Genomic DNA, 25583 nt, shown 5'->3' with positions numbered 1-25583 from the left:
ATGACAGAGATCAGCGTAGAATCACGCCAGTGTCCGGCTGGGAAGCCCCAAATCGCCGGTTTGTCCACGAGGCCTAGTGGACTTCCTTCCGCCATGCAGGCGCTCCATGCTCTCTGAGGGAGCATTCTCATGCCAAACGCAACGGTTGTGTAGCCAGGGCAGAAATATTTGCCGGCGATCCCCACCCGATATGCCCGGCGAGGAATAGATGTCCTGCCTGAGGTCCGGCCGCTCGGCTCGATGCCGCTACATCGCTCCCGGATGGGATGGACGCCCGGTCAGGTCGCCGCACTCCCAAGGTGTCCGATCACTGCCTTGACAGCATCCGATGTTCCTGCACTCCCGGCGATGTCGGGTGTGCGCAGGCCCCCGGCGAAGGCGGCGTCGATGGCGGCCTGCAACTCGGCGGCCGCCTCGGCCCATCCCGCACCCGCACCGCGGCAGGCCAGCCAGTCCAGCATCATGGCGGCGGAAAGCAGCATGGCGGTCGGGTTGGCGAGGCCCTTGCCGGCGATGTCCGGCGCCGTGCCGTGGCTCGGCTGGAACACGGCGTGCCGCTCGCCAAGATCGGCTGACGGGGCGAAGCCCATGCCGCCCACCAGCCCCGCGCCGAGATCGGACAGGATGTCGCCGAACATGTTCTCCGTCGGCAGCACGTCGAAATCCCATGGCCGGCGGACCATGTCGAGCGCCATGGCGTCGATGTAGTGGTGCGCCGCCTCCACATCCGGATGCCGCGCCGCCACCTCGTGGAACACCTTGCGCATGAAGGCGAAGCCGGTGAACACGTTGGCCTTGTCCACCAGCGTCACCAGGCCACGCCTGCCCCGCTGCGCAGCCCTGCGTCGCGCCAGGCCGAAGGCGAAGTCCGACAGGCGCTCGGTCGTGGCGCGGGTGATCACCATGGTGTCGCGCGCCTCGCGGTCGTCGATGACCTCGCCGCGGCCGCGGGCGGCGAACAACCCCTCGGTGCTTTCACGCAGGATCACCAGATCGATCCCTGCCGCGCGCGGATCGGCCAGAACCGCCGGCACGCCGGGCAGGGCGCGGATCGGCCGCACCCCGGCATAGAGCCCGAGCCGGAAGCGCAGGTCGAGCTGCGGCGCGATCTCGGTGCCATCCGGGTAGCGGATGCCTGGCCAGCCCATGGCGCCGAGCAGGATGGCATCCGCGGCCTCGGCACGCTTGAAGGTTTCCTCGTCCATGGCGCTGCCGGTGTCGCGATAGGCCATGGCGCCGGCGCGCAGCGTGTCGAAGCGCAGGCCGAGGTCATGCCTGCGGGCCAGCGGCTCCAGCACCGCCAGGCAGGCCTCGGTGACCTCCGGGCCGATGTCGTCCCCGGGCATCAGCGCGACCCGCACCGTGTTGCTGTTCACAGCCATGTCACGCCACTCCGTTCGATGATGGACACCAATTCCTCGCCGCTGCGGCGGCGATGCCACCGAAAGGCGATGGGCTGGTCCGGCCTGTTGGCGCCGGCAGCACCGCCGCCCTGTATCATCCGCCGGATCAATGCCGACGCCGTGGCGATCCTGCGCGATCCGGCGGTGGCCGCCCGCATGGTGGAGCTGGGCGGCTTTGCCGATCCGGACATGCCGGAACAGTTCGCGCGCTTCATCCGGAGCGAGATCAGCAAAAGGCACAAGATTGCCCGGGCGGTCAGGCGTGCGCCTGGAGGGGTAGGCATGGCGGCATGCCGCTCCCCGGCCGGGCCGCGATGATCAGCGCCAGGCAGAGGAACGGTCATGACCGGCGGGAGGTTCCGCGTGCCCGGCGGCGCGCGGAACCCTGGATTCAGCCGCCTCAGCGCGGCTCCACGCCACACCAATCCGCGATGAACCGGGCCATCGTCAGGGTGCAGCGGCGTAGATCTTCAAGGGATGTGCGTTCGTCGAAGCCGTGGTTGCCCTCGCCCTTCGGGCCATAGCACAAAGCCGGAATGTTGTAGTAGCGGCCATAGTAGCGCGTGTCGTTCACCGCGGTCGTGCGGCGCTCCTGCATCGGCCCGCCATGCACTTCCGCATGCGCTGCGGCAAGCACAGCCTCCGCCTCGCTGCCCGGATCAAGCACGAAGCCATCGGCCTGAAAGCCGTGCCAGACGACTTCCGGCGGGTTGTTCGAAAGAAAGCGGTCTCCACGGGACGCTTCCTTTACGACACGCTCCACAGCCGCCATCGCATCCTTCACCTCCATCGACGGAAGGAGCCCGATGCGGCAATCCACCTCGCACCAGGCAGGCGTGCTGCTGGCCCAGTCGCCGCCGCGGATGATGCCGGGATTGAATTTGATGGGGTCCCGGACGGCCGCATAGACCGCGTCGGACGCCGCCGCCTGGTTCAGCTCCCTGGTATGCGCCACAAGAGCCTGGATGAGGTGATAGGCGGACATGATGGCATTGGTGCCATCCTGCGCGACCGCGACATGGACGGGAACGCCCCGCACGCGCAGCCGGAACCACAGCGTGCCTGTATGCGACCGGGTGATGGTATGGCCGGTCGGTTCCGGAATCAGCACGGCATCCGCGCGGTAGCCGCGCAACAAGGTCGCCAGGGCGCCGTTGCCTGTGCTCTCCTCCTCCGTCACAGTCTGCAGATAAACATCCCCGGCCGGTTGGTAACCGGCTTCGCGCAGCACATCCATGGCGGCGATCATGCAGGAAACGCCGGCCTTCATGTCATTCGCGCCGCGGCCGTAAAGCCAGCCGTCACGCACCACCCCGGCATAAGGTGGATGGGTCCACATGTCCTCGGGGCCCTCGGGCACCACGTCGATATGGCCTTGCATGATCAGGCTGCGGCCGGTCGGGTTCTTCGCGCGATAGGTGCCGACGACCTGGAGGGAGCCTGACGGCTCCACCCCGACCATGGGAGCCGACTTCTCATGGGACTGAAGGCCCACATCGGCCAGCGTGAAGCGATCCACCGCATAGCCGCGCCCCGCCAGCTCACGCGCGATCCAGTCCTGGAGCGGGCCCTCCTCCCCGCGTCGCGAGGGGAAGCGCACCAGATTCTGCAGCAGATCGACCTGTTTCTCGAACAGCGCGTCAACCGCGCGACTCAGGCGCTCCTGCATGGCAGCGTCGGACATCGTGTGAATTTCCCCATGGATTCAGTTGGCTCGGCCCGCATCGACGGGCGCCGCGAAGAGTGCGTTGGTGTACCAGGCCGGCGAAGGGTCATAGCTGACGCGCGCCTTCAGCCCGGCCCAGATGGCTTTCGGATAGAAGATCGGGATCACGCCCACATCGTCGATGGCGATCCGCATGGCTTCCGCCGTCAGCGCGTTGCGCTTCGTCTCGTCCATTGTCTGCATCGCCTCCAGCAGGGCCTCGTCCATCCGGGGATTCGAGTAGTGCTGGCGGTTGAAAGGTCCCATCCGCGTCTCGGGATTGCGGGTGGCAAGGACCTGCTGAAGCGTGATCGCCGCGAGATTGGAGGCGTAGGTGGTCATGAACATCGCGAAGTCGCGATTTGTCGCGCGCGAGAAGAAGGTGGCCGTCGGCAGCACTTCAACCCGGGTTTCCACGCCGATCCGGGTGAAGCCTTGCGCAATGGCCTGAAGCACCTCGGTATCGCCCGGGAACCAGCCATTCGGGCCATGGAGGGTCATGCGGAAGCCATCCGGGTAACCGGCCTCGGCGAGCAGGGCCCGGGCGCGTGCCACATCATAGGGAATGGGTGCCTGATCCGGAATCCGGCCAATCGCGACCGGCGAGGCGAACTGCTCGGCCGCCCTTCCCTGCCCGGCAAGAAGCCGGTCCACGATGCCCTGGCGGTTCATCGACATGGACAGGGCGCGGCGGACGCGAACATCGCGCAAGGGATTCCTGGCCAGGGGCCTGCCCTCCCGATCCGTGATGAAGGGCGCCTGATCGCGCGCCGTATCCGGAAAAAGGTAGGCGGTGCCATTGCTTTCGGTGCTGAAGATCTCGATGCGCGGATCGGCGTCCAGCCGCGCGACGTCCTGCGTCGGAACTCCGTCGATGAGGTCGACGTCACCTGAAAGAAGCGCCGCCACGCGGGAACCGGGACTGCTGACGAAGCGGATCTGGACCCGGTCCCATGGCGCCTTGTCGCCCCAGAAGCCCCGGTTCTTCTCCACTTCCAGCCGGTTGCCCTGCTCATAGGAGACGTGGCGGTAGGCACCCGTGCCGATCATCGCGCGGCCATTGTTGAAATCGGCCGTTGTGGCGTTCTCGTGCAGCTGACGGGAAAGAATCATCACCGCGGTCAGCTCTGCGTCCAGGAACGGTGTCGGCTCGCTCGTGACGATGCGGATCGTTCGATCGTCGAGGATGTCGACGCTCTTGACCGTGCGGACCGTCGAGGCGAAGGAGCCGGGGCTGTTCGGGACCAGCGGAAGGCGGGCGAAGGAAAAGGCGATATCCTCGGCCTTCAGGGGCGTGCCGTCATGGAAGCGAACGCCTTCGCGAAGCCGGAACTCCCATGTCAGATCGTCGACGGCGCGCCATGATTCGGCGAGGCGGGGTACGATCCGGCCGTCATTGTCGAAATCGACCAGGGGGTCGAAGATCTGGCGGAGGATCGCATTGTTGCTGTTTGCGCGGTGGAAATGCGGGTCCATCGCGGTCGGCGCCGACTGCGCCGCGATGGTCAGGGTGTTCTGCGCCGCAACGGCACATGGGAGGAAACAAGAAGCAATCGCCAGCAGAAAGCCGCGCATGTGTGAGTTCCTCCCCTTTTCGGGAGCAACCCTGCCATCGGCTGCGGCGATGTCAAGCCGCGCGCAAAGGAACGTGCGGCGTTTGATCCATCGGAGTCAGACGCAGGCCTTTCCGCGCTGGATGGCGCCGCGATGCTTCCGGAATGTTCCCGTCAAAACACAAGCAGGCATCACAGCGCCATCCGCTGCCTGAAAGCCCGCGCGCTGCGGCGAATGGTCGTTATCAGGAGCAAGGCGGGGCGCGACAAGGCCGCATTCCTGGGAACCAGGGCCTGGGCGCTGACCCGGGTGGAGGGGCGCAGGCGCAACCGCGCCACGCGGTGGTCACGGTCATCGAGCAGCAGGAACGGGTCGATCACCGCCACGCCGATACCGGCCCGCGCCAGGGCGCAGGCCACCGAGGACTGGTTCACCTCCAGCGCGATCCGCCGCGGCACGCCCGCCGCGCGGAAGGTTTGTTCCACCAGATGGCCCAACGGCAGGCTGCGACTGAAGGAGATCAGCGGGTAAGGCGCCAGGTCGGCCGGCTCCACAGCCCCCTGCCCGGCAAGAGGATGATCCGGCTGCACGACGCAGATCAGCTCGCCCGCGCAAAGCTCGACCAGTCGCGCATCCGGCTCGCCGAGCGGCGTCAGCACCAGCCCGAAATCGACCCGCTCCTGCATCACCGTGTCGACGACGCTCAGATTGTCCATGGTATGGATCGTGATCTGGATGCGGGGCCGCATCCGCTGGAACACGGCAAGCGCCGGCGGCAGGAAATTGTCGGCCAGGGTCGGTGTCGCCGCGACATGGACTGAGCCGATGCTGGCATCGCGCATGTCCTCGACCAGCCGGTTGATGCGCTCGACCCCCTCGAATACCCGCTCGAGGTCGGCCAGCAGCACGCGCGTCTCGGCCGTCGCCTGCAACCGCCCCTGTTTGCGCAGGAACAACGGGAAGCCGGCGGTTGCACTGCATTCCCGCAGCATCATGCTGACCGCGGGCTGCGAGATACCGAGCGCCGCCGCGGCCGCCGTCACCGAGCCATGCCGGCTGACGGCGTGCACGATCTCCATCTGGCGGAACGAGAGCGACATCAGTTCAGCTTATACAGAATTAAGCCCTGCACAATTGAGGTTATCTTCCGCGAAACTTAACGTTTCGCTCACGTCGTGATGCGCGGCGCACGAGCCAGCCCGGTCGGCCGGCACAGCCGGAAGGTCCGCGAGCCCGATGCAGATTGCAGCCATTGAAACCTCGGTCGTGTCGCTGCCCTTCACCATGGGCGGCCCGCATCCCCTGTTCGCCGGCCAGCCCTGGAACCGGCTGGAAATCCTGCTGGTCAAGGTGGAAACCGAGGACGGGCTGGTGGGCTGGGGCGAAGCCTTCGGCCACACGGCCATTCCCGCGACGCGCGCCGCGATCGACACCATCGTTGCGCCGCTGATGGTCGGGCGCGATGCCGGGGACATCCAGGCGCTGCGGCGGCAGATCCTGCATGGCGTGCATCTGCTCGGCCGCAACGGCCCCTTCGTCTACGCCTTCTCCGGTATCGAGATCGCCCTGTGGGACCTGCTCGGCAAGCGCAGCGGCCAGCCCCTCTGGCGCCTGCTGGGCGGCAGCGAGCCCTCGCCGATGCCGGCCTATGCCAGCCTGCTGAACTATGGCGACACGGCCCTGGTGGCCCGGAACACGGCGGATGCCTGCGCCGCCGGCTATCGCGCCATCAAGCTGCATGAAGTGACGCGCGAGGCGGTGCTGGCCGCCAGAACGGCGCCCGGCGCGGCGGAAGCCGCGATCATGCTGGACGTCAACTGCGCCTGGTCGGCGCCGGAAGCCCGGGCCATGGCGGCCTCCCTGGCCAAGGACGGCCTGTTCTGGCTCGAGGAGCCGGTCTGGCCGCCTGAGGACGCGCGTGGCCTCGCCCGCATCCGGGAATCCGGCATCCCGGTCTCGGCGGGGGAGAATGTCGCGGGGCTGTTCGGCTTCAAGACGCTGATCGAGGCCGGCGCCATCGACATCGCCCAGCCCAGCGTCACCAAGGTCGGCGGCATCGCCGAGATGCAGCAGGTCATCCAGCTTTGCCAGGCCCATGGCGTGGAGGTCGCACCGCACAGTCCGTATTTCGGCCCCGGCTTCGTCGCCACCCTGCACCTGGCCTCCGCCCTGCTGGAGAAGCCGCTGATCGAGGTGCTTTGGCTGGAGATGGAGGCCAACCCCTTCGATCCCTGGGTACGCGCGGTGGACGGGATGATGCGGGTGCCAGGCGGCCCCGGCCTTGGCTGCGACCCCGACCCCGAAACACTGGCTCGCTATGCCATTGGCGCCCCGCATCGCACGGAACGGAGACAATCCCCATGAAGGTCAGCCGCATCGAAACCCGCCCGGTGCTGGTGCCGCTGGACCAGCCGATCGGCAGCGCCCTGGGCGAGATCGCCGGCTTCGGCTGCATCCTGGTCACCCTGCGCACCGATGCCGGCATCACCGGCGAGAACCTGATCTTCACGCTCAACAACCGCCGCACCCGGGTGCTGCGGCAGATGGTGGACGAGCTGGCCGATCTGGTGGTGGGCCGCGATGCCGGGCATATCGCCAATTTCTGGGCGCGGGCCTGGAAGGACATCAACTTCCTCGGCCACAAAGGCGTGCCCGTCGCCGGCATCTCCGCCATTGACGGCGCCTTGTGGGACGCGCTGGGCAAGGCGACCGGCCAGCCGATCTACCGGCTGCTGGGCGGGGCCCAGAACCGGGTGCCCGTCTACCACAGCGGCGGCCTCTGGCTTTCCCGCTCCACCGCCGAACTGGTGGCGGAAGCGGAAAGCTTCGCGGCGCAGGGCTTCACCGCGATGAAGATGCGGCTCGGCCTCGGCGCCGCCGCCGACCTCGCCCGCGTGCGGGCCGTGCGGCAGGCCATCGGGCCCGGCATCCGGCTGATGGCGGACGCCAATCAGGGCCTGAACGAGGCCGAGGCCATCCGGCTGGGCCGGGGTCTTGAGGAATTTGACCTGACCTGGTTCGAGGAGCCGCTGCCGGCCTGGGACCTGGAAGGGCTGGCACGGGTTTCCGCCGCCCTCGACACACCCATCGCCAGCGGCGAGACGGAATACACCCGCTACGGCTTCCGCCGCATGCTGGAGCTGCGTTCCGCCGACATTCTGATGCCGGATCTCCAGAGAGTGGGAGGCGTCAGCGAATTCATTCGCGTCGGGCACATGGCGGAAAGCTATGATGTACCGGTATCGAGCCACCTTTTCCCGGAAACCAGCCTGCAGCTTCTGGGCGCGCTGAGCAACGCCCGTTTCCTGGAATATATGCCATGGTTCTCGCGGCTTTACCGGGAGCGGCTGGAATTTGCCGGGGATCAGGTTCTGGTTCCCGAGCGGCCCGGCTGGGGCTTCACCTTCGACGAAGGCTACATCGCGCATCTGCAAGACTGACGGCTTCCCGGCGCGCGCCAGGACGGGCCGGCGCCGGACAGGAATGCCGCAAGAAAACATCGGGAGAAAACGTCATGACCATCACACGCCGCGACCTGGCCCTGGGCAGCCTCAGCGCTCTGGCCGCCTCCTCCCTCGCCCGGCCGGCGCTGGCGCAGGGCGAGCCGATCCGCATCGGCTGGCTGGCGGCGCTGACCGGACCCAGCTCCGCGCCCGGCGTCGGCTTCAACCGCGGCGTGATCTATGCCGCCGAAGCCATCAATGCCGCCGGCGGCGTCAAGGGGCGCAAGGTCGAGATCATCACGCGCGACACCCAGGGCGATCCAACCAAGGCGGTGAACGCCACGCAGGAGATGATCAGCCAGGCCAAGGTGCACGCGATCTGGGGCCCGACCAATTCCGGGGAGTCCCTCGCGGTGACGGCGATCATGGCGCGCGCCAAGATGCCCAACATCCATCCCTGCGTGGTGGACAGCCTGATCGACACGAAGCGCTACCCGAATGCCTTCCGCATCGCGCCTTCCAACAGCCAGTGGGACGACGCGGTGCGCGGCTACTGCCTGAACATCCTGAAGACGAAGAAGGTGGCCGTGATCGGCGACACCACAGGCTACGGCGTCAGCGCGCTGAAGGCCTCGGTCGCCGCCTTCCAGAAGGATGGCGCGCAGGTCGTCTATCAGTCGAACATCGATTCCACGCAGCCGGACATGACGCCCGACATGCTGCGCGCGCGCAATGCCGGCGCCGAGGCCATCGTGGTCTGGAGCGTCTCGACCGGCATGGATGCGCGGCTGTTCAACACCCGCGCTTCCCTGGGATGGGACGTGCCCTTTGTCGGCCATCCCTCCATGGCCTCCGGTGAGATCGCCGGGCTGCTCGCCAGGCCCGCGAACTGGGAGAAGGTTTATGCGATCGGCTACCGCAGTTGCAGCTATGACGACAAGGGCGCCCTGCCGCCCCATACGCAGGAGCTGGTGGACCGGCTGGCCGGAAAGGTGCAGCTGGACGACACGCTGCTCTGGTGGGTGGCCGCCGCGGTCGATGCCGTGAACCTCGTGGCGGAAGCCGTCGCGGCCGGCGGCTCCTCGGGCGAGGCCATCATCCGGCACTGGAACGGGCTGACGAAGCACCAGGGCTATTACGGCACCTACACCTTCACGCCCGAAAACCATGACGGCTACCCGACGGAGGATGTGGTGATGTCCGCCGCCAACACCGCGAAAAACGGCACCTTCGCCCTCGCGCCCGGTTACGTCTGAAGCACCGGGCGCGGCATCATGCTGGCTTCCATCCTGGCCTCGGGCCTCGCGGTGGGCGCGGTCTACGCGCTCATCGGCATCACCTACAATACCATGTTCGCCACCTCGCGCGTGATGAGCTTCACCGCCGGGCAGCTCGGCATGCTCGGCGGCGTCCTCGGCTCGCTGTTCATGTTGGAGCTGGACCTGCCCCTGGTTCTGGCCCTGCCGCTGACACTGGCCGCCTGCGCGTTGATCGGCGTCGCGACCGAGTTCGTCGCCGTGCGGCCGGTGCTGAAAAGCTTGGACCAGCACCTTTATGTCCTCTCCACCCTGGCCGTGGCGCTGATCATCCAGCAGCTCACGGCCCTCGGGTGGGGTACGGAGCCGCGCCCCTTCCCGCGCCTGCTCGATCTCGGCTCCGGCATGGGGGACGAGAAATACTGGCTGCCCGTGGCCACCTGCGCCGTGACCATCTTTGGCCTCGAATATCTCTATCGCCGGACGCTGGTGGGGCGCGCCTTCATCGCCGTGGCGGAGGACAATTTCGCCGCTTGCGCCCTCGGGCTGCCGGAGCGGAACCTGCGGATCGCCAGCTATGCCCTGGCGGGCGCGGTCGGCGCGCTGGCAGGCTTTTCCGGCGGCCAGCTCCTGCTCGCCTTCTTCGCCAATGGCCCGCTGCTGAACTTCTACGGCTTCATTCCCGTGGCGCTCGGCGGCCTCGGCAACAACCGCGGCGCCGTCATCGGCGGGCTGGCGCTCGGCCTGTTCCAGCAGGCGGCGAACTTCACCGTGGGCGGCATCTTCTCCTCTGTCATGGTGTTCACGATGTTCATCGCCATCCTGCTGGTCGCGCCGCAAGGCCTGTTCGGCTCGCCATCGACCCGGAGGGTGTGAGATGGACGCCGCCAAGGACCACCTCGCCCTGCCCGGGGGGCGTGCCGCCCTCCGCCCCCAGGCCCTGCCCACGGCCCTCCTTCCCTTCCTCGGCCTGCTCGCCCTGGCGTTGCTCCTGCCGCTGACGGGCAATGAGTACTGGGCCATGATCGCGACGCGCGCCGCGATCTACTGGGTGCTGGTGGCCGGCCTCAACCTGATCGTGGGCTTCGCCGGGCAGCTCGCCATCGGCTATGTCGCGCTGCTGACACTCGGCGCCTACACCACCAGCGTTCTGGCCACGGGCAATGTGCTGCCGCCGCTGCCCGCCTTCGCGGCGCTGGGCTGCGCCGCGGTGGTGGGCGCGGTGTTCGGCGTGGTGGTGGGCCTGCCCGCCCTGCGGCTGCGCACCTTCTACTTCGCGATGACCACGCTGGGCTTCGCCACCATCGTCACCCAGATCGCGCTGGCCTGGCAGGATGTGACGGGCGGCGGCATCGGCATCACCGGGCCGCAGATGCCGGCGCCCTTCGACACCGCCTGGGGCTTCTATTACTTCTGCCTCGGCATCGCCGTCCTGTGCACCTGGGCCACCGGCAACATCGCCCGCAGCCGGTTCGGCCGCGCCCTGATCGCCATCCGCGACGCCGAGGTGGCAGCCGAAGCCACCGGCATCTCGAAGCCGGCCCTGCTCGTCAGCGTCTTCATCTTCGCCGGCGCCATGGCGGCCGTGGCGGGCGGCCTTTTCGCCGGGCTGCAGACCTATATCACGCCGGAAGCCTTCACCTTCGAATTGTCGCTGCTGTTCTTCATCGCCATCCTGATCGGCGGGCGCGGCTCGATCCTCGGGCCTCTGCTTGGTACCATTCTGCTCACGCTGCTGCCGGAGATCGCAGCACCGCTCGCCGCATGGTCCACCTTCCTTTATGCGGTCCTGCTGCTCGTGATCGTGCTGGCCATGCCCGGCGGCATCGCGGCCCTGCTGGATTTCGCCAGCCGCCGCCCGCTTCCCGCCAACCGCGCGATCCTGCCGCGCCCCGCCGCGCTGGAGACGCTGATGCGGCGCCGCCCGGCGCCAGGTCGCCTGCGGCTGGATAACATCATGCTGGCCTTCGGCGGGGTGCGCGCCATCGACGGCGTCGATCTGGAGGTCGCGCCGGGTGAGGTGCATGGCCTGATCGGCCCCAATGGCAGCGGCAAGACCACCACGCTTAATGTGGTCTCCGGCTATTACCAGCCGCAGCAGGGGCGGATGACACTGGGGGATGATCCACTGGTGTCCGGGCGGCCGCAGGCGCGCGCCGCCTTCGGCATCGCCCGCACCTTCCAGACGCCGCGCATCATCGGCGAGGCCACGGTGCTGCAGAACGTCATGATCGGCGGCACCATCGATGGCCGGGCGACCTTTCTGGAAACCCTGCTCGCCCTGCCGCGCCACCACCGCGACGAACGCCATCTGGAACAGGCGGCGCGGCTGGCGCTGGAAGCGGTGGGGCTGGAGATGCTGGCCAGTGCCCGCGCCGACCGCCTGCAGCACAGCGAGCTGCGCTTTGTCGAAATCGCCCGCGCCCTGATGCTGCGCCCGGCCTACCTTCTGCTGGACGAGCCCGCCGCCGGGCTGTCATCCGAGGAGATCAAGCGGTTGGGCAGCCTGATCCAGGCCATCAGCCGGCAAGGCACGGGTGTGCTGCTGGTCGAGCACCATGCCGACCTGATCTTCGACATCTGCGACCACGTCACCGTGCTCAATCTGGGGCGGGTGCTGGCCAGCGGGACCCCTGCGGAGATCCGCGTTCACAAGGAGGTTGTCAGTGCCTATCTCGGCGCCTGAGGCTTTGCTCACCGTCCGCGGCCTGGAAGCCGGCTATGGCAAGATCGGGGTCCTGCATGGCGTCGATCTGCACATCGCCGCCGGCGAGGTGGTGACCCTGCTTGGCCCCAATGGCGCCGGCAAGACCAGCCTGCTGCGCGCCTTGTCGGGTCTGCTGCCCTGGAGCGGCGGCAGCGCACGGTTCGGTGGGCTGGAGCTGCGCGGCGTCGGCCCGCGCGAGGCGGCGCAGGCCGGGCTTGTCCATGTGATCGAGGGGCACCGGGTGTTCACCCAGATCTCCGTCACCGACAATCTGCTGCTGGCGGGCTATGATCTTCCACGCGCGGAGCGCATGGCGCGTGTCGAGGAGGCCTTGTCCTTCTTCCCGGAGATCGCGGCCAAGCGGCATGAAAAGGGCGGCGCCCTCAGCGGCGGGCAGCAGCAGATGCTGGCCGTCGCCCAGGGATTGGTGCGCCGCCCCCGGCTGCTGATGCTGGACGAGCCTTCCGCCGGCCTGTCCCCGGTTCTGGTGGACCGCGTGCTCAACGTCGTCCGCGAGCTGCAGGCCCGGGGCACGGCGGTGCTGCTGGTTGAGCAGCTGATCGAGAAGGCGCTGGGTGCCGCCGACCGGGTCTATGCCCTGGCCCAGGGCCGCATCGTGCTGGAGGCCGCCACCAGCGAAGCGGATCTGCCGCGGCGCCTGGAGCGCGCTTATTTCGGAGACGATGCCGTGTCGCCGCTGGAAGCGTGATGCGGCCCCAACGTCTTCTGGTGTGAGCGGCTGGCGAACAGGGGTACCGGCGCGGCCCGGCTCCGGCCAGGCCCACCGGGCCAGCCATGCCGCAAAGGCCGCGACCGGCAGCAGCGCGGCTCAGCGCGTCGAGAACCGGCGGGATGCGCAGGTTCGTACGGGAAGCCGGGTTGCTGCCGTCAGAGTGGCGAAGCTAGAAGTCGAAGGAGGCCGAAACAAGAACAGTTCGCGGGGCGCCCACGGTGACGAAATTGCCGGTTGTGAGCCAGTAATCCTCCCCGAACGCGTTCTCCAGGCTGGCCCGCAGCGTGACCGGCTTGTTGGCGATCTCCGTCCTGTAGCGGGCGCCGAAATCCACCCGCGTCCAGCCATCGAAGCGCAGGGTGTTGGCGGTGGTCAGGTAGGCCCCTGAAGTATAGATCACGCGGCCATTGAGGGCGAGGCCGCGCACGCCCGGCACGTCCCAGTCGAGGGCGCCGGAGAAGGTCCTGTCCGGCACACCCTGCGCGTCGTTGCCACGCTCCTCGGGGTTGGTGGGGCTGGTCAGCTCGGGCTTCAGGAAGGTCACGCTGGCCAGGCCGCGCAGCCCGGGCAGGACCTCGCCATAGGCCGAAAGCTCCAGGCCCCGGTTCCGCTGCTCGCCATCATAGGCGAGGGTCTCATCGGCCGTGCGGACGGCGTTCGGCCGCGTGATCTGGAACACCGAGGCGGCGGTGGTGATCCGGCCCCAGTCCACTCTCACGCCCGCCTCATATTGCTCAGACTTGTAGGGGGCAAGAATGTCCCCGGTGTTCCTGTAGCCGGCACCGACGATCTGGCCGCGGGTCAGGCCCTGGGCGTAATTCGCGTAGAGGGAGACGTTCTGCCAGGGCTTCACCACCAGCCCGAAGAGCGGCGTCGTCGCATCGGCGTCGTACCGGCTCGTCCGCGCGCCATCCACCGTGCTGTAGCTGTTGACGACCACGTTCTGGAATCGCACGCCGCCGGTCAGCAGCACCCGGTCATCCAGGAAGGACAGCGTGTCGGCCAGTGCGAAACTTGAGAACTCCGTCACGGAAGCCCGCCGCGGATCGGTGCGCGCGGCGGTGACGGGCGGAAGCGGGGATGGGCGGTAGATGTTCGAGGGATAGCTGATGGCCGAGGCGACATAAGCATTTCCTGCCTCCTGCTGGAGGCCCGAATAGCCGATATTGAGGGTATGACCGACGCCCAGTGTGTTGAACCGGAAATTCGCCCCGACGGTCCCGCTCAAAGTCTCGCTGTAGGAATCGTAATAAGCGTTGGTGACCCTGAAATTGCCGAGCGCGTCGGCGCCCCCTGGGCGGGAATCGGGAAAGGTCTGCTCGTTCCATCCGTCGCGGTAGCCGAAGGCGGCGTAGGCGGTCATCCAGTCCGTCACGTCATACTCGACGCGCGTGGCGACCGTGCTGTCCTGCTGGCGCAGATTGGTCCCGGGGTACCAGTTGCCGCGCGCGTCTGGCGGGGATGGGATGTAGGGGATGGTGGGGGAAAGGGTGAGCTGCGGACGGAAGTTCTTCGTGTCGTCGCGCTGGAAGATGCCATCGGCCGACCAGCGCAGCCGGTCCCCGCGGTAGTCCAGCCCCAGCGCGGCGAGGCCGCTGCGCAGGTTGCCATCCTCGATCGAGGCCTCGCCGTCGCGATACAGGCCGTTGAAGCGCACGCCCCACTCGTTGTTCGCGCCGTAGCGGCGCGCCACATCGGCATGGATGCCGAAATTGCCGTCGCTCATGAAGGTGGGCGTCAGGCGGGTCAGGGGCAGGTCGCCAGCCCGCTTGGTGATGATGTTGATGCCGCCGCCAATGCTGCCGCCGGGCGCGATGCCATTGATCAGGGCGCCGGGACCGCGCAGCAGTTCAATCCGCTCGATATACTGCGCCTGGGCGCGGTTCGAGGAAAGCAGGCCGTACAGCCCGTTCAGGCCGACATCCTGGCTGCCGACCTGGAAGCCGCGGATCTGGAAGGTGTCGTCGAAGCCGTTGCTGCCGGTCGTGAGGCGGACGGAGGAATCGTTGATCAGCGTGTCGGCCGCGGTGCGCCCCTGCTGATCCTCGATCAGCTGGGAGGTGTAGCTGGTCGTGCTGAAGGGCGAGTCCATCACGCTCCTCCCCCCAAGCAAGCCCAGCGACCCGCCTTGTGCCACCTGGCCGCCGGCATAAGGCGGCGGCAATGCCGCGGGCACGGCGTCAGCGGTGACATCCACGGCTGGCAAGGTGACCACGCCGGGCATGGCGCCGGTTCCCCTTGTTGGCGGCGCGGCATCAGGCCCCGCCGCCTGCTGCGCGTGAGCGACCGGCGCGAGGGAAAGGCCGAGGAGCAGCACGGCTCCGGCCGCATGCCTGGTCAATGCATCGGAGCCGGCTCCGGCCGGCATTCCAGCCGGGTCGCTGGCGTGGTCGCCATGATGGGCAACCGGCCATGCACTGGCCCGGCAGTTGGTTCGAGTCATCGCGGCAGCCTCATTGATGATTCAGGATATATACAAAATGAGAATGGTTCTCATTAGCATCATGCGCGAACATCGGACAAGATGGCTGGACGCAGTCCCCGGCCTGGAAAACCAGGATCGCTCAACCGGCCGGAGGTGGCCCGTCGAGGTTCAAGGCGGTGCGTGTTCTGGATGCATGTGGCCGGGGAAAGGCGAACGCCCTTTGCGAACGCCGAGGCCCGGCAGGTTCCAGGTTGGGCTTGGTGAACCGCGTTCCTCGAAGCCGACCCGTGGAGTTCGGCGGGCTCCTGTTGTTCCGCGATGCGCACATCCCAGGATGCGCGGTCATGCCCGAAAGCAAACGATGGCGCCCGTGCCGCCGTGAGGACACCCTTCGGGCGGCGATCCATAAGGGAATGTTCCGGCACGACCGTGAAATCCGGCCCCAGTGATCTTCCTTCGATCTGCGGGCGGGCTGCGCCATCGCCAGCATCGCCGCCAGCGCTCCCATGATCATCGTCTTGTTCATCGTCGTCCTGCTCCATACTGGATGAGGCCGCGTGTCGCGTTCCCTGGTCTTCTTGTTGCCGCCGGCTCGTTGAATGGCCGCGCCCATCACCGTGCGCGGCATGGTCAGTCGCGCGCGGTGCCGCCGTGGAAGGGTTCGCCGAGGGCGGCTTCCTCGTCATCTGCGCAAACGGCCCTGGCATGCTCCGCCGTGACCAGGCCGATGCGGTGATTGCACTTTTCCGGCACGGTCAGCGGGACGCGCATCCGCGCCGCAAGCTCCTCAAGGGCCGCCGCCTGATCGATGCGGGTGGGCGCGCCGTCCCGCAGGACGACCGCGCCCGCGATCATCACGATGCGAAGGTGGCGGGGCCGCCCGCCAGCTGCGCGTCGCGCACAGCACGGTCGCGCGGCGCCTCGACGCGGCGCCGCCGTTGGCGCGGGCGGCGGCGCTATCCGGGCTGGACGGAAACCTGCCTTTCCTGTCCGTCATCGAGGAGCACGAGGAGCTCCCCGAGATCCAGTGGATCCATGGGCTGTTTCCGCGCCGCTGCCCTGCGCTGCGGCTCAGCACCACGCTGGCGCTCCGCGCTGCGGCGATGGCGGGGATGGGGATCGCCGCCCTGCCACGCTATGTCGGGCTTGGCGCCCCCGGCCTCAATGAGATCATGCCGCCTTCTCCCGCGCCCTTGGAAAGCCTGTTCCTGGTGACCCATCGGGAACAATGCGGCCTGGCCCGCCTGCGCGTCCTCATTGATGACCTGCCCCAGGTTGTCGCGGCGGATCAGGCGCTGTTCGGCGGCAATGCCTGAGAAACGGTTCCTCGCGAGGAAGGCCTTCAGGGGGTGCTCACCCCTCCCTGGATCAATCCCGCCACGCCGCCTCCGGCAGTCCGCAGGATGGCGGAGATCAGGTTGACGATGCTTCTCGCCAGCCCCGGCTGGTCGGGCGCCTGGCTTACCTGCTCCTGCGTTGTCCGCGATGCGCTGCCCCAGGCATCGATGAAGCGGTTGAAGTCCCCCAAGGCATGACGGGAGATGTCCAGGCCGGCGACGTGGATGCCGCCGTCATCGGGTATGACCATGAGCAGGAACGGCCCGGGGCCGGACAACCGGCCCTCGCTCAGCCGCAGCGCTCCCATAAGGCGGGCCGCGCGGGCATAGTCATAGGCTCCCGCCAGGAAATCGCAATCCGACACGCGCTCGGCGGGCATGTCCGGCAATTGCACGAGCCAGCGCGCCAGGATCAGGTTCGGCGCGAGCCGGGATGCCGGGCGCGCCGTCGGAGGCTGTGCATCCGGCAAGCGCAAGGGCGCAAAGCAGCCCGCCAGCGGCGTTACGTTTCATCGCGTTCCTCCCGCTGGCCGGCAACCGGTTCACTGCCTAGGATTTCCGGACGTTCCAGAACTTGATGAAGCCCGGCAGCACCCCGGAAACATTCTGCCGGAGCACGGTGGGCAGGAACACCTGCCCCACCGGAATCCAGGTCACGTCCTTCAGCGTCTGCAGCTGCAGGTCACGCGCGATGGCCTTTCGCTGCTCCTGGCCGGGCGCCAGGAACCAGTCGCGGTACAGGGCCTCGATCGCCGGGCTGTCCGGCCAGCCGATCCAGGCATCCTTGCCATTGGCGCGGATGGAGGGCACCACCGTCGGGTCGACGAAATAATCGCCATCGGCGCTGACGGCGAAAAGATTCCAACCGCCCTTGTCCGGCGGCTGCTGGCTGGTGCGGCGCTGCACCACGCTGCCCCAGTCCATGGCACGGTAATCGACGTTGAAGCCCATCTTGCGCAGCAGGTCGGCCGTTACCTCGCTCGCCGCGTTGTTCACCGGGCTGTCGGTGCCGACCAGCATCACCACCGGCTCGTTCTTGTAGCCGGCCTCGGCCAGCTCGCGGCGAAGCTGGTCGAAATCGGTGCGCCGGGCCATCGCCTCCAGCCCCGCCTCGGTGGCCATGGGGCCGCCCGGCAGGAAGATGCCGACCTTGCCGCCCTGGAGGGACGTGTCGGAACCGCCCATCGCCGCGGCATAGTCGTCCTGGTTGATGGCCGAGAGGACCAGCCGGCGGATCGCCACATTGTTGAAGGGCGGGTGGAGATGGTTGAACTGCAGAAAGGCCATCGTGCCCGACCGGTTGGTGATCTCCACCTTCAGGGAACGGTCGCGGCGCAGGAGGGGGAGCAGGTCGGGGATCGGCCTTTCCCACCAATCCATCTCGCCCTGCTGCATCGCGGCCTGGGCGGTCGAGGCATCGGGGACGATGTTCCACTCGACACGCTCGACATGGACCACCTTCGGGCCGGCGGAAATCCCCGGCGTGCCTTCGCCGCGCGGGACATAGCCATCGAACCGGGAATAGGCCACCCGCGCGCCCGGAAGCCGCTCCTCCGGCAGGAAGCGGAAGGGGCCGGAGCCGACCATCTCGGTGATGGCGGCATTCGGATCAGCCGGCAGGATCCGCGCCGGCATGATGAAGGGCGTGTAGGGCGTCGTCTTGGCCAGGGCCTGGGGCAGCAGCGGGAAGGCGCGCTTCAGGCGGAAGCGGAGCGTGCGGTCATCCACGGCCGAGAGCTCGTCCGTCACCGCCATCAGCGTCTTGCCGAAGGGGTCCCGGCGGGCCCAGCGCCGCAGGCTGGCCACGCAATCCTCGGCCCGCACCGGCTCGCCATCGTGGAAGCGCAGGCCCTCGCGCAGGCGCAGGGTCCAGGTCTTGCCGTCCTCGGAGACCTCCTGCGCGCCCACCATCTCCGGCACCGGCTCGCCGGCCGCGTTCATGCCGTAGAGCGTGTCGAAGACCATGAAGCCATGGTTGCGGGTCACGGTCGCAGTGGTGATGCCGGGGTCCAGCACCGCCAGGTCCGCCTGCGGGATGACCCGCAGCACCGTACGGCCCTGGGCGAGGGAAAGGCGCGGCGCGGACAGCATTCCGGCGCCCAGGCCGGCACCGGCCAACATAAACTGACGCCTCTTCATTGCGCTTCCTCCTGCCGCCGGCCCAGGCCGACCGGCCAATTCCATAAACCGGCCCCCATCTAGAGCAGGCTGCCGGCGGGCGCCAAGCCCGGCTTCCCGGCCCCCGCCGCCTCGGCGCATGATCCGGCACGGCAGCGGAAGGGGTGGCAAAGGGTGATGCAGGGTGTTCAGGCGGATTGGGTGACGCTGCGGCTGTTCCTGGCGGCGGTGGAACTGGGCAGCATCACCCGTGCCGCGCTGCGCTGCGGCATCGCCAGCTCGGCGGCCGCCAAGCGCATCCGCCTGCTGGAGGAGGCCTGTGGGCTGCCTCTGCTCCAGCGGGGCGCGCGTGGCGTGCGCCCGACCGTGGCGGGCGAGGCGGTCGCGCAGCATGCGCGGGCCTTATTCGACCTTTCGGCGCGCATGGCGGATGACCTGCGGGCCTTCGCCGCCGGGGGGCAGGGGCATGTCCGCCTCCATGCCACCTCCTCCGTGATCGGCGGCCCGGACCTCGGCCCCCTTCTCGCCGCCTTTCTCGGGGAGCGGCCCGGCATCCGCGTGGAACTGCGCGAGGAAGCCAGCTCCACCGTGCTGCACGACCTCATGGAAGGAAGGGCCGACCTTGGCCTTGTCACCGGCGCGGGGGAGATTCCGGCGCCGCTGCAAAGCTGGCCCTGGCGACGGGACCAGCTCGTGGTCCTCCTGCCGCGTGGGCATGCCCTGGAGGCCCGCCCTGGCCTGCGCTTCGCGGAGGTGCTGGACCACCCCCTCATCGGCGTGCAGGAGGGCGGGGCGCTTTCCCTCCTGCTGGAGGAACAGGCCCGGAAGCTCGGCCGAAGCCTAACCTTCCGCTTCCATGTGGTGGGCACGGATGCGGCGCGCAGCCTCGTGGCGGCCGGGCTCGGGCTCACCATCATGCCGGATGGGCTGGTGCGCCATGGGCTTGAACAGGCCGGGCTGAGGGCGATCCCCCTGCGGGAAGCCTGGGCGCGACGCAGCCTGCGGCTGGTCACCCGGCCTGCCGAGACGCTTCCCCCACCTGCCCGGCTGTTGCGGGACCACCTCCTAGCCAGCGTGCGCCAACCGCGCACGCTGGGGCCGCGAAATGGCGCTTCTGCCACGCGATCTGCGGGGGCATGATGGCGGCATGAGGAATATGCCGGAAAGGCTCGCCGTGCTGGTGCGCGAGGTGGGGCCGCGTGACGGGCTGCAGAACAGCCGCGCCATCATGCCGACCGAGGCGAAGTTGCGCTGGATCGCCGCCATGGCGGAAGCCGGGCTGCGGGAGATCGACGTGGCGAGCTTCGTGCCCTCCGCCGCCATGCCGCAGATGGCCGATGCCGCCGAACTGGTGCGCGCCGTGCGCCAGAGCCACCCTTCGGTGCATGCCGTGGCGCTCGCCCCTAACCTGCGCGGGGCGCAGAATGCCGCCGCCGCCGGGGCGCAGACCCTGGTGATCCCGGTATCCGCCAGCGAGGCGCATAGCCGCTCCAATGTCCGGCGCAGCCGGGCCGAGCAGGTGGAAGCCTTCCGCGGCATCACCGCCTGGGCGCGCTCCCTGGATGGGGCGGCGCCGCGCATCGAGGCCGGCATCTCCACCGCCTTCGGCTGTTCGCTGCAAGGCGTGGTGCCGGAGGATGAGGTGGTGGCCCTCGCGGCGGAGCTGGCGGAGGCCGGGGCCGATGTCATCGCCCTGGCGGATACGCTGGGCTATGCCAACCCGGCCAAGGTCCGGCGGCTGGTGCGGGCGGTGCGTGGCGTGGTCGGTGCCGAGCGCTTCGGCAACCTCCACCTGCACGACACCATGGGCACCGGCCTCGCGAATGTGCTTGCCGCGTTGGAGGAAGGCGTGCGCGGCTTCGACGCCGCGCTGGGCGGGCTGGGCGGCTGCCCCTTCGCCCCCGGCTCGGTGGGCAATATCAACACCGAGGACCTCGTCTACCTGCTGGAATCCGAGGGCTTCGACACCGGCATCGACCTTGCGGCCCTGATCGCGGCGCGCGAGCCCCTGCGCGCCGGCCTGCCCGATGAGCCTCTCTCCGGCCGCGTGGCCGCAGCCGGCATTCCCCGCACCTTCCAACCCGCGCACCACGCTGCTGCCTGACGGAGCCGATCATGAGCGAGACCACGAAGCCTGGCCCCCTGAGCGGCATCCGCGTGCTGGAATTCACCCACATGATCATGGGGCCGAGCTGCGCCATGGTGCTGGCCGATCTCGGCGCCGATGTGGTGAAGGTGGAGCCCGGGCCAGATGGCGACAATACGCGCCGCCTGATGGGGGCCGCCATCGGCTTCTTCCCCTCCTTCAACCGCAACAAGCGCAGCCTCAGCCTGGACCTGAAGCAGCCGGCCAGCCTGGAGCTCGTCCGCAAGCTGGCGGCGCAGGCGGATGTGGTGGTGGAGAACTTCCGGCCCGGCGCCATGGACAAGCTGGGCCTGAGTTATGAGGCGCTCTCGGCACTGAACCCGAGGCTGGTCTATTGCTCCTGCAAGGGCTTCCTGCCCGGTCCCTACGAGCACCGCGCCGCGCTGGACGAGGTGGTGCAGATGATGGGCGGCCTCGCCTACATGACCGGCCCGCCGGGCCAGCCGCTGCGGGCCGGCGCCTCGGTCAACGACATCATGGGCGGGCTTTTCGGCGTCATCGGCATCCTGGCCGCGCTGCGGGAGCGGGCGGCGACGGGCCGTGGTGCCCATGTGCAGTCCGGCCTCTTCGAGACCAACATGGTGATGATGGCGCAGCACATGGCCGGCGCCGCCATCACCGGCCGCAACCCGCCGCCCTTCGCCGACCCCGCGATGCAGAAGCCCTGGTCGGTCTATGATGTCTTCGACAGTGCCGATCCGGGCGAGCAGGTCTTTGTCGGCGTGGTGACGGAGACGCAGTGGCGCGGCTTCTGCGAGGCTTTCGGGCTGGAGGAGCTGCTGTCCGACCCATCGCTGGCCACCCAGTCCAAGCGCGTGGCCGACCGCTCCCGCTACCTGCCGCGCGTGGCGGCTGTGTTCCGCAGCCTTCCCAAGGCCACGCTGATGGCGCGCTGCGAGGCGCTGGGCCTGCCTTTCGCGCCCATCGCCCGGCCCGCCGACCTCTTCGAGGACCCGCATCTGCGCGCCTCCGGCGGCCTGCTCGAGACCGAGCTGACCAGCGCCCAGGGCGCGCCCGGCGGCGTGCCGGTGCAGCCTGCCGCCGGCCTGCCTGGGCTCCCCATCTCGCTCGACGGGCGCCGCATGGGCATCCGCCGCCAGCCGCCCCGCAGCGGTGAGCACAGCGCGGATATCGCGCGGGAGGCCGGGCTCAGCGAGGCGGAGATCGACGCCATGGTGGCCGGGGGCACGCTCTGGGCCTCCACCAGCCTGCCTCAGGCGGCCGAATGACCACGCTGCCCCTGCCCGGCCGGGTTCTCATCCTCTCCGCCGATCCTGCCGTGATCGCGGACCAGCTCGGCGGGCGGGATCTGGATCTGCGCTCGGCCGGGCCGCTGAGAGCCGAGGTCTCCACCGACGAGATCACCCCCCTGCCTTCCCTCGTTTATTTCGACGAACGGCTGGCGGATCATGCCTATACCGGGGTGAAGGCCGGCGATGCGCTGCCCGTCGGGGTGGGCGCGGTGCGGCAGGGCGGCTTTTCCGTCACGGTCGCGGGGGGGCGCTACGGCAAGGGTTCCTCGCGCGAGCATTCGCCATTGGCGGAACGCATGGCGGGCATCCGCCTTGTCATCGCCGAGAGCTTCGAGCGCATCTACCGCCAGAATGCCGACAATCTCGGCCTCTTCACCTCCACCGATCTCGGCCTGGTCGAGCGCATCCGCCGTGGCGAGGCCATCGAGGTGGAGGAGCTGGTCGCGGATCGCGACCCCGTGGCCGCAGCGGTGTTGCGTGCCGGCGGGCTGCTGAATTACGGGCGCGAGCGGCTGGGTACGGCCGCGCTGACAGGGGCGGCGCCGCAGGGGCGGCTGACCCTGGCCGAGAAGATCCTGGCGCGGCATGCCCTCGCCGTTCCCGGCATCGCCACGGGACTCGCGCCAGGGCAGAGCGCCTTCGTGCGGCCGGATCTCCGCTTCATCCACGACATCTACACGGCCATGTGCCGCTTCATGCTGCGCGAAGCCTTCGGAGAGGCCCTGGCGCTGCGCGAACCGGAGAGCATCCTCACCTTCGAGGACCATTATTCCTACGCGCATCGCAGCGCCGCCCATGTGGCGCGCGGTCTGCTGCCGCAGGTCCGGGCACTGTCCGAGGCGCACCGCGCCTTCGTCGCCGAGCATGGTCTGCGCGATCATGGCTACCTGCCCGGCGGCGAGGGCTCCGAGGGCATTTCTCACGCGCTCATGGCGGAGCAATACGCCCTGCCCGGCCAGCTCATCGCCGGCACGGATTCCCACACGCCGCACAGCGGCGCGCTGGGTTGCCTGGCCTTCGGCGTCGGCACCACGGACATGGCGAATGCCATGACGACGGGCGCCGTCCGGCTCGCCGTGCCCGCCGTGTTGCGGATCGAGTTGCAGGGCAGCCTGCCGCGCGGCGTCACGGCAAAGGACCTGGTTCTGCATCTCCTGGCGCTGCCCTCCCTGCGCGCCGGCGAGGGCGTGGGCAAGATCTTCGAGTTCGGCGGCCCCGGCATCGCGGGGCTGAACACGGATGAGCGCACCACCCTCACCAACATGACCGCCGAGCTTGGCGGCTTCAGCGGTATCGTGGAGCCTGACGAGGAAACCCGGCGCTTCCTGCGTGAGCGGCGCGGCATCGATGTCCCGATCGAACCCTGGATGCGCAGCGATCCGGGCGCGCATTACGCCGGCTGGATCACAGTGGATCAGTCCAGCCTCTCCCCGATGGTGGCGGCGCCGGGAGACCCCGGACGCGGGCTGGACCTCGGCGCTCTCGCCGCTCCCGTGCGGGTCGACATCGCCTATGGCGGTTCCTGCACCGCCGGCAAGCGGGAGGATTTCGACCGTTATCACGAGGTGCTGGCCTGGGCGGCGGAGCGCGGGATGCGCGTGGCGCCGGGCGTGGAACTGTATCTCCAGTTCGGCACGGTGGCGGTGCGTGATTATTGCGAGGCCAAGGGATATCTGGAGGCCTTCAGGAAGGTGGGCGCCCAGATCCTCCAGCCTGCCTGCGGGGCCTGCGCCAATTGCGGCCCCGGCACATCCACCCGCCCTGATCAGGTGACCGTCAGCGCCATCAACCGCAACTTCCCTGGCCGCGGCGGGCCGGGCGGTGTCTGGCTGGCCAGTCCACCAACCGTTGCCGCAAGTGCGATCGCAGGGGAGCTGATCTCCTTCGAGGGCTTGCAGGAAGGCGCGGCGGGCATTCAGGCGGAAGGGCTGCGCGCCCCCAGGGTTGACCGCAGCCTTTCCTGACTGGCGCCAACCGCGGACCGCAACAGGGTCGGCCAATAATGGCCCTGCTGCTGCGACGTCCGGAAGAACGAAGGGTCAACAGCGGCTTCCGGTGAAGCCGGCCCTGTTCCGGGCCGGCTTCACCGGCCGATTGCTTCCAGCCTTGCCAGCAACTGCGGATGTGGCGCCTGCTCCTGCATGACCTCGATCGCCATGCAGGCTTCCAGGATCAGCCGCTCGCCGTATTTCGGACCGACCACCTGCAGGCCGATGGGCAGGCCCGCAGCCGACACGCCGCAGGGGATGGAGGCGGCGGGCTGCCCCGTCAGGTTGAAGGGCAGCGTATAGGCCACGCCATCGCGCCAGCGGTCATAATTCGGGGAATGGTACACCGTCTCGGCGGGCGGCGCGACATGCGGCGCCGTCGGGGTGAGCAGCAGGTCGTGGCGCTCATACAGCTCCGCGAAGTGCCGGTGGAGCCGCGCGCGCGCCGCTTCGCCAGCCAGCAGCCGCTCGGCGCTGATATCGAGTCCCTGTTCGGCGATCCGGCGGAAGCCGGGATCGAGCTCGTCCCAACGCTCTCGCGGCACGCCCCGCAGCAGATGCGCGAAGCCCGCCATCCAGAAATCCTCGAAGATGGGGCGCAGCGGCGGAACGACCGGCCCGACCTCCTCGACCTCCGCGCCGGCCTCGCGCAGGCGGGCGATGGCCTGCTCCACGCAGGCGCGGATCTCCGCGTCCGGCTCCACCTCGCCGAGATCGGGCGCGTAGGCCAGGCGCAGGCCCCGCAGGCACGGGCGCAACCCGGCCAGCCAATCCTCGGAAGGCTGCGGCAGGGCATACCAGTCGCGGCGGTCGGGCCGCGCCATGACCTGCAATGCCAGCGCCGCGTCGGCCACGCTGCGCGCCAGCGGCCCGCCCGCATTCACCGTCGCGAAGACGCCTTCCATCGGATGGTGCGGCACCCGCCCGAAGGTCGGCTTGATGCCGAACACGCCGCAGAAGCTCGCAGGGATGCGGATGGAGCCGCCCGCGTCATTGCCATGGGCGATGGTGCCGATGCCGGCCGCCAGGGCCGCCGCCGCCCCGCCGGAGGAGCCGCCGGAGGAACGGCCGCTGTCCCACGGATTGCGCGTGAAGCCCTTGAGCGGGCTATCCGTGATGCCCTTCCAGGCGAATTCCGGCGTGGTGGTCTTGCCGAGAAACACCGCCCCCGCCTCGCGCAGGCGCGCGACCACGGGGGCATCCCCGGCGGCGGGCGCGGTGGAGGAGGTGAGCGACCCGTTGCGGGTCGGCAGCCCCCGCATGTCCACATTGTCCTTGATGGTGACGGGAACGCCATCCAGCGGGCTCAGGGCCGCGCCCCGCCGCCAGCGCGCGGTGGCCTCCCCGGCGGCCAGGAGCGCGCCGTCGCGGTCCACCAGCTGGAAGGCGTTCAGCGCCGGCTCCAGCGCCTCGATCCGCGCCAGGTGGCGCTCTGTCACCTCCACCGGCGACAGGTCGCCCGCCGCGTAGCGCTGGCCCAGCGCGGCGGCCGTCAGAAAGCAGATCTTGTCCAAT

Annotated in this window: 21 protein-coding genes; 12 read left to right on the top strand and 9 right to left on the bottom strand. The window is 68.9% G+C overall.

What is annotated here, in order from left to right; all coding sequences use genetic code 11:
* Positions 1-278 precede the first annotated feature (278 nt).
* Complete coding sequence (locus F0Q34_RS16435; protein ID WP_149813327.1) at positions 279-1382, bottom strand: isocitrate/isopropylmalate dehydrogenase family protein; 1104 nt, start codon at positions 1380-1382, stop codon at positions 279-281.
* 69 nt (positions 1383-1451) lie between these two features.
* On the opposite strand from F0Q34_RS16435, the gene F0Q34_RS21855 reads away from it, so the two are divergent.
* Positions 1452-1721 carry a type 2 periplasmic-binding domain-containing protein gene (locus F0Q34_RS21855; RefSeq protein WP_161600914.1) on the top strand — a complete coding sequence of 90 codons (270 nt, stop codon included), beginning with the start codon at positions 1452-1454 and terminating at the stop codon, positions 1719-1721.
* An 82-nt stretch (positions 1722-1803) separates the two neighbouring features.
* Here the strand turns inward: F0Q34_RS21855 and F0Q34_RS16425 are convergent, their stop codons facing one another.
* From F0Q34_RS16425 to F0Q34_RS16415, 3 genes are all read right to left on the bottom strand, one after another.
* A complete protein-coding gene (locus tag F0Q34_RS16425; RefSeq protein WP_149813325.1) occupies positions 1804-3087 on the bottom strand; it encodes an ArgE/DapE family deacylase in 1284 nt (427 codons plus the stop codon).
* 21 nt (positions 3088-3108) lie between these two features.
* Positions 3109-4683 carry an ABC transporter substrate-binding protein gene (locus F0Q34_RS16420; RefSeq protein ID WP_149813324.1) on the bottom strand — a complete coding sequence of 525 codons (1575 nt, stop codon included), beginning with the start codon at positions 4681-4683 and terminating at the stop codon, positions 3109-3111.
* 170 nt (positions 4684-4853) lie between these two features.
* Positions 4854-5762 (bottom strand): LysR family transcriptional regulator, encoded by a 909-nt coding sequence (locus F0Q34_RS16415; RefSeq protein ID WP_149813323.1) that lies wholly within the window; start codon positions 5760-5762, stop codon positions 4854-4856.
* Positions 5763-5898: 136 nt separating this feature from the next.
* On the opposite strand from F0Q34_RS16415, the gene F0Q34_RS16410 reads away from it, so the two are divergent.
* The 6 genes from F0Q34_RS16410 to F0Q34_RS16385 all read left to right on the top strand — a co-directional run bounded on the left by F0Q34_RS16410 (position 5899) and on the right by F0Q34_RS16385 (position 12777).
* On the top strand, positions 5899-7026 hold the full coding sequence (locus F0Q34_RS16410; protein WP_149813322.1) for a mandelate racemase/muconate lactonizing enzyme family protein: 1128 nt from the start codon (positions 5899-5901) through the stop codon (positions 7024-7026).
* Positions 7023-8102 (top strand): mandelate racemase/muconate lactonizing enzyme family protein, encoded by a 1080-nt coding sequence (locus tag F0Q34_RS16405; protein ID WP_149813321.1) that lies wholly within the window; start codon positions 7023-7025, stop codon positions 8100-8102. Before F0Q34_RS16410 ends, F0Q34_RS16405 begins: the two co-directional genes overlap by 4 nt.
* A gap of 74 nt (positions 8103-8176) precedes the next feature.
* Positions 8177-9361 carry an ABC transporter substrate-binding protein gene (locus F0Q34_RS16400; protein ID WP_149813320.1) on the top strand — a complete coding sequence of 395 codons (1185 nt, stop codon included), beginning with the start codon at positions 8177-8179 and terminating at the stop codon, positions 9359-9361.
* An 18-nt stretch (positions 9362-9379) separates the two neighbouring features.
* On the top strand, positions 9380-10237 hold the full coding sequence (locus tag F0Q34_RS16395; protein ID WP_149813319.1) for a branched-chain amino acid ABC transporter permease: 858 nt from the start codon (positions 9380-9382) through the stop codon (positions 10235-10237).
* 1 nt (position 10238) lies between these two features.
* Complete coding sequence (locus F0Q34_RS16390) at positions 10239-12047, top strand: branched-chain amino acid ABC transporter ATP-binding protein/permease (protein WP_149813318.1); 1809 nt, start codon at positions 10239-10241, stop codon at positions 12045-12047.
* Positions 12028-12777: an ABC transporter ATP-binding protein gene (locus tag F0Q34_RS16385; protein WP_161600913.1), complete on the top strand. Its 750-nt coding sequence runs from the start codon at positions 12028-12030 to the stop codon at positions 12775-12777. The genes F0Q34_RS16390 and F0Q34_RS16385 overlap by 20 nt, the downstream gene beginning before the upstream one ends.
* A gap of 193 nt (positions 12778-12970) precedes the next feature.
* On the opposite strand, the gene F0Q34_RS16380 is transcribed toward F0Q34_RS16385, so the two are convergent.
* Positions 12971-15244, bottom strand: a complete 2274-nt coding sequence (locus F0Q34_RS16380; RefSeq protein ID WP_241665533.1) for a TonB-dependent receptor — start codon at positions 15242-15244, stop codon at positions 12971-12973.
* A 612-nt stretch (positions 15245-15856) separates the two neighbouring features.
* Positions 15857-16081, bottom strand: a complete 225-nt coding sequence (locus F0Q34_RS16375; RefSeq protein ID WP_149813316.1) for a hypothetical protein — start codon at positions 16079-16081, stop codon at positions 15857-15859.
* Positions 16082-16164: 83 nt separating this feature from the next.
* Between F0Q34_RS16375 and F0Q34_RS16370 the strand changes: the two genes are divergently transcribed.
* Positions 16165-16542: a LysR substrate-binding domain-containing protein gene (locus F0Q34_RS16370; protein ID WP_161600912.1), complete on the top strand. Its 378-nt coding sequence runs from the start codon at positions 16165-16167 to the stop codon at positions 16540-16542.
* 26 nt (positions 16543-16568) lie between these two features.
* On the opposite strand, the gene F0Q34_RS16365 is transcribed toward F0Q34_RS16370, so the two are convergent.
* Complete coding sequence (locus F0Q34_RS16365) at positions 16569-17039, bottom strand: hypothetical protein (protein WP_161600911.1); 471 nt, start codon at positions 17037-17039, stop codon at positions 16569-16571.
* 73 nt (positions 17040-17112) lie between these two features.
* Complete coding sequence (locus F0Q34_RS16360) at positions 17113-18702, bottom strand: ABC transporter substrate-binding protein (protein ID WP_149813313.1); 1590 nt, start codon at positions 18700-18702, stop codon at positions 17113-17115.
* 156 nt (positions 18703-18858) lie between these two features.
* On the opposite strand from F0Q34_RS16360, the gene F0Q34_RS16355 reads away from it, so the two are divergent.
* Genes F0Q34_RS16355 through F0Q34_RS16340 form a run of 4 tightly spaced genes read left to right on the top strand, consistent with a single transcriptional unit; the run spans position 18859 to position 24044 of the window.
* Entirely contained in the window at positions 18859-19821 is a 963-nt protein-coding gene (locus F0Q34_RS16355) for a LysR family transcriptional regulator (protein WP_241665537.1), read from the top strand.
* 7 nt (positions 19822-19828) lie between these two features.
* A complete protein-coding gene (locus tag F0Q34_RS16350; RefSeq protein WP_206668060.1) occupies positions 19829-20785 on the top strand; it encodes a hydroxymethylglutaryl-CoA lyase in 957 nt (318 codons plus the stop codon).
* Between the two features lie 11 nt (positions 20786-20796).
* Positions 20797-22056, top strand: coding sequence for a CaiB/BaiF CoA transferase family protein (locus F0Q34_RS16345; protein WP_149813311.1), 1260 nt, complete (start codon positions 20797-20799; stop codon positions 22054-22056).
* Positions 22053-24044 (top strand): aconitase family protein, encoded by a 1992-nt coding sequence (locus tag F0Q34_RS16340; protein WP_149813310.1) that lies wholly within the window; start codon positions 22053-22055, stop codon positions 24042-24044. Before F0Q34_RS16345 ends, F0Q34_RS16340 begins: the two co-directional genes overlap by 4 nt.
* Before the next feature lie 119 nt (positions 24045-24163).
* Here F0Q34_RS16340 and F0Q34_RS16335 read toward each other — a convergent pair whose 3' ends face one another.
* Positions 24164-25582, bottom strand: coding sequence for an amidase (locus F0Q34_RS16335; protein ID WP_149813309.1), 1419 nt, complete (start codon positions 25580-25582; stop codon positions 24164-24166).
* Position 25583 lies beyond the last annotated feature (1 nt).

Source organism: Teichococcus oryzae, from assembly GCF_008386565.1.
In the GTDB taxonomy this organism is placed as follows: domain Bacteria; phylum Pseudomonadota; class Alphaproteobacteria; order Acetobacterales; family Acetobacteraceae; genus Pseudoroseomonas; species Pseudoroseomonas oryzae.
Note: the sequence above shows the minus strand (reverse complement) of the source record. Positions and strands in the feature narration are given on the sequence as shown.

What these genes read in the sequence shown, in the direction of transcription:
- F0Q34_RS16400 (WP_149813320.1), top strand. Translation starts at nt 8,177, where the DNA reads ATGACCATCACACGCCGCGACCTGGCCCTGGGCAGCCTCAGCGCTCTG.
- F0Q34_RS16375 (WP_149813316.1), bottom strand. Translation starts at nt 16,081, where the DNA reads ATGATCGCGGGCGCGGTCGTCCTGCGGGACGGCGCGCCCACCCGCATC.
- F0Q34_RS16360 (WP_149813313.1), bottom strand. Translation starts at nt 18,702, where the DNA reads ATGAAGAGGCGTCAGTTTATGTTGGCCGGTGCCGGCCTGGGCGCCGGA.
- F0Q34_RS16380 (WP_241665533.1), bottom strand. Translation starts at nt 15,244, where the DNA reads ATGACTCGAACCAACTGCCGGGCCAGTGCATGGCCGGTTGCCCATCAT.
- F0Q34_RS21855 (WP_161600914.1), top strand. Translation starts at nt 1,452, where the DNA reads ATGGGCTGGTCCGGCCTGTTGGCGCCGGCAGCACCGCCGCCCTGTATC.
- F0Q34_RS16395 (WP_149813319.1), top strand. Translation starts at nt 9,380, where the DNA reads ATGCTGGCTTCCATCCTGGCCTCGGGCCTCGCGGTGGGCGCGGTCTAC.
- F0Q34_RS16435 (WP_149813327.1), bottom strand. Translation starts at nt 1,382, where the DNA reads ATGGCTGTGAACAGCAACACGGTGCGGGTCGCGCTGATGCCCGGGGAC.
- F0Q34_RS16425 (WP_149813325.1), bottom strand. Translation starts at nt 3,087, where the DNA reads ATGTCCGACGCTGCCATGCAGGAGCGCCTGAGTCGCGCGGTTGACGCG.
- F0Q34_RS16410 (WP_149813322.1), top strand. Translation starts at nt 5,899, where the DNA reads ATGCAGATTGCAGCCATTGAAACCTCGGTCGTGTCGCTGCCCTTCACC.
- F0Q34_RS16355 (WP_241665537.1), top strand. Translation starts at nt 18,859, where the DNA reads ATGCAGGGTGTTCAGGCGGATTGGGTGACGCTGCGGCTGTTCCTGGCG.
- F0Q34_RS16345 (WP_149813311.1), top strand. Translation starts at nt 20,797, where the DNA reads ATGAGCGAGACCACGAAGCCTGGCCCCCTGAGCGGCATCCGCGTGCTG.
- F0Q34_RS16415 (WP_149813323.1), bottom strand. Translation starts at nt 5,762, where the DNA reads ATGTCGCTCTCGTTCCGCCAGATGGAGATCGTGCACGCCGTCAGCCGG.
- F0Q34_RS16405 (WP_149813321.1), top strand. Translation starts at nt 7,023, where the DNA reads ATGAAGGTCAGCCGCATCGAAACCCGCCCGGTGCTGGTGCCGCTGGAC.
- F0Q34_RS16420 (WP_149813324.1), bottom strand. Translation starts at nt 4,683, where the DNA reads ATGCGCGGCTTTCTGCTGGCGATTGCTTCTTGTTTCCTCCCATGTGCC.
- F0Q34_RS16340 (WP_149813310.1), top strand. Translation starts at nt 22,053, where the DNA reads ATGACCACGCTGCCCCTGCCCGGCCGGGTTCTCATCCTCTCCGCCGAT.
- F0Q34_RS16350 (WP_206668060.1), top strand. Translation starts at nt 19,829, where the DNA reads ATGAGGAATATGCCGGAAAGGCTCGCCGTGCTGGTGCGCGAGGTGGGG.
- F0Q34_RS16390 (WP_149813318.1), top strand. Translation starts at nt 10,239, where the DNA reads ATGGACGCCGCCAAGGACCACCTCGCCCTGCCCGGGGGGCGTGCCGCC.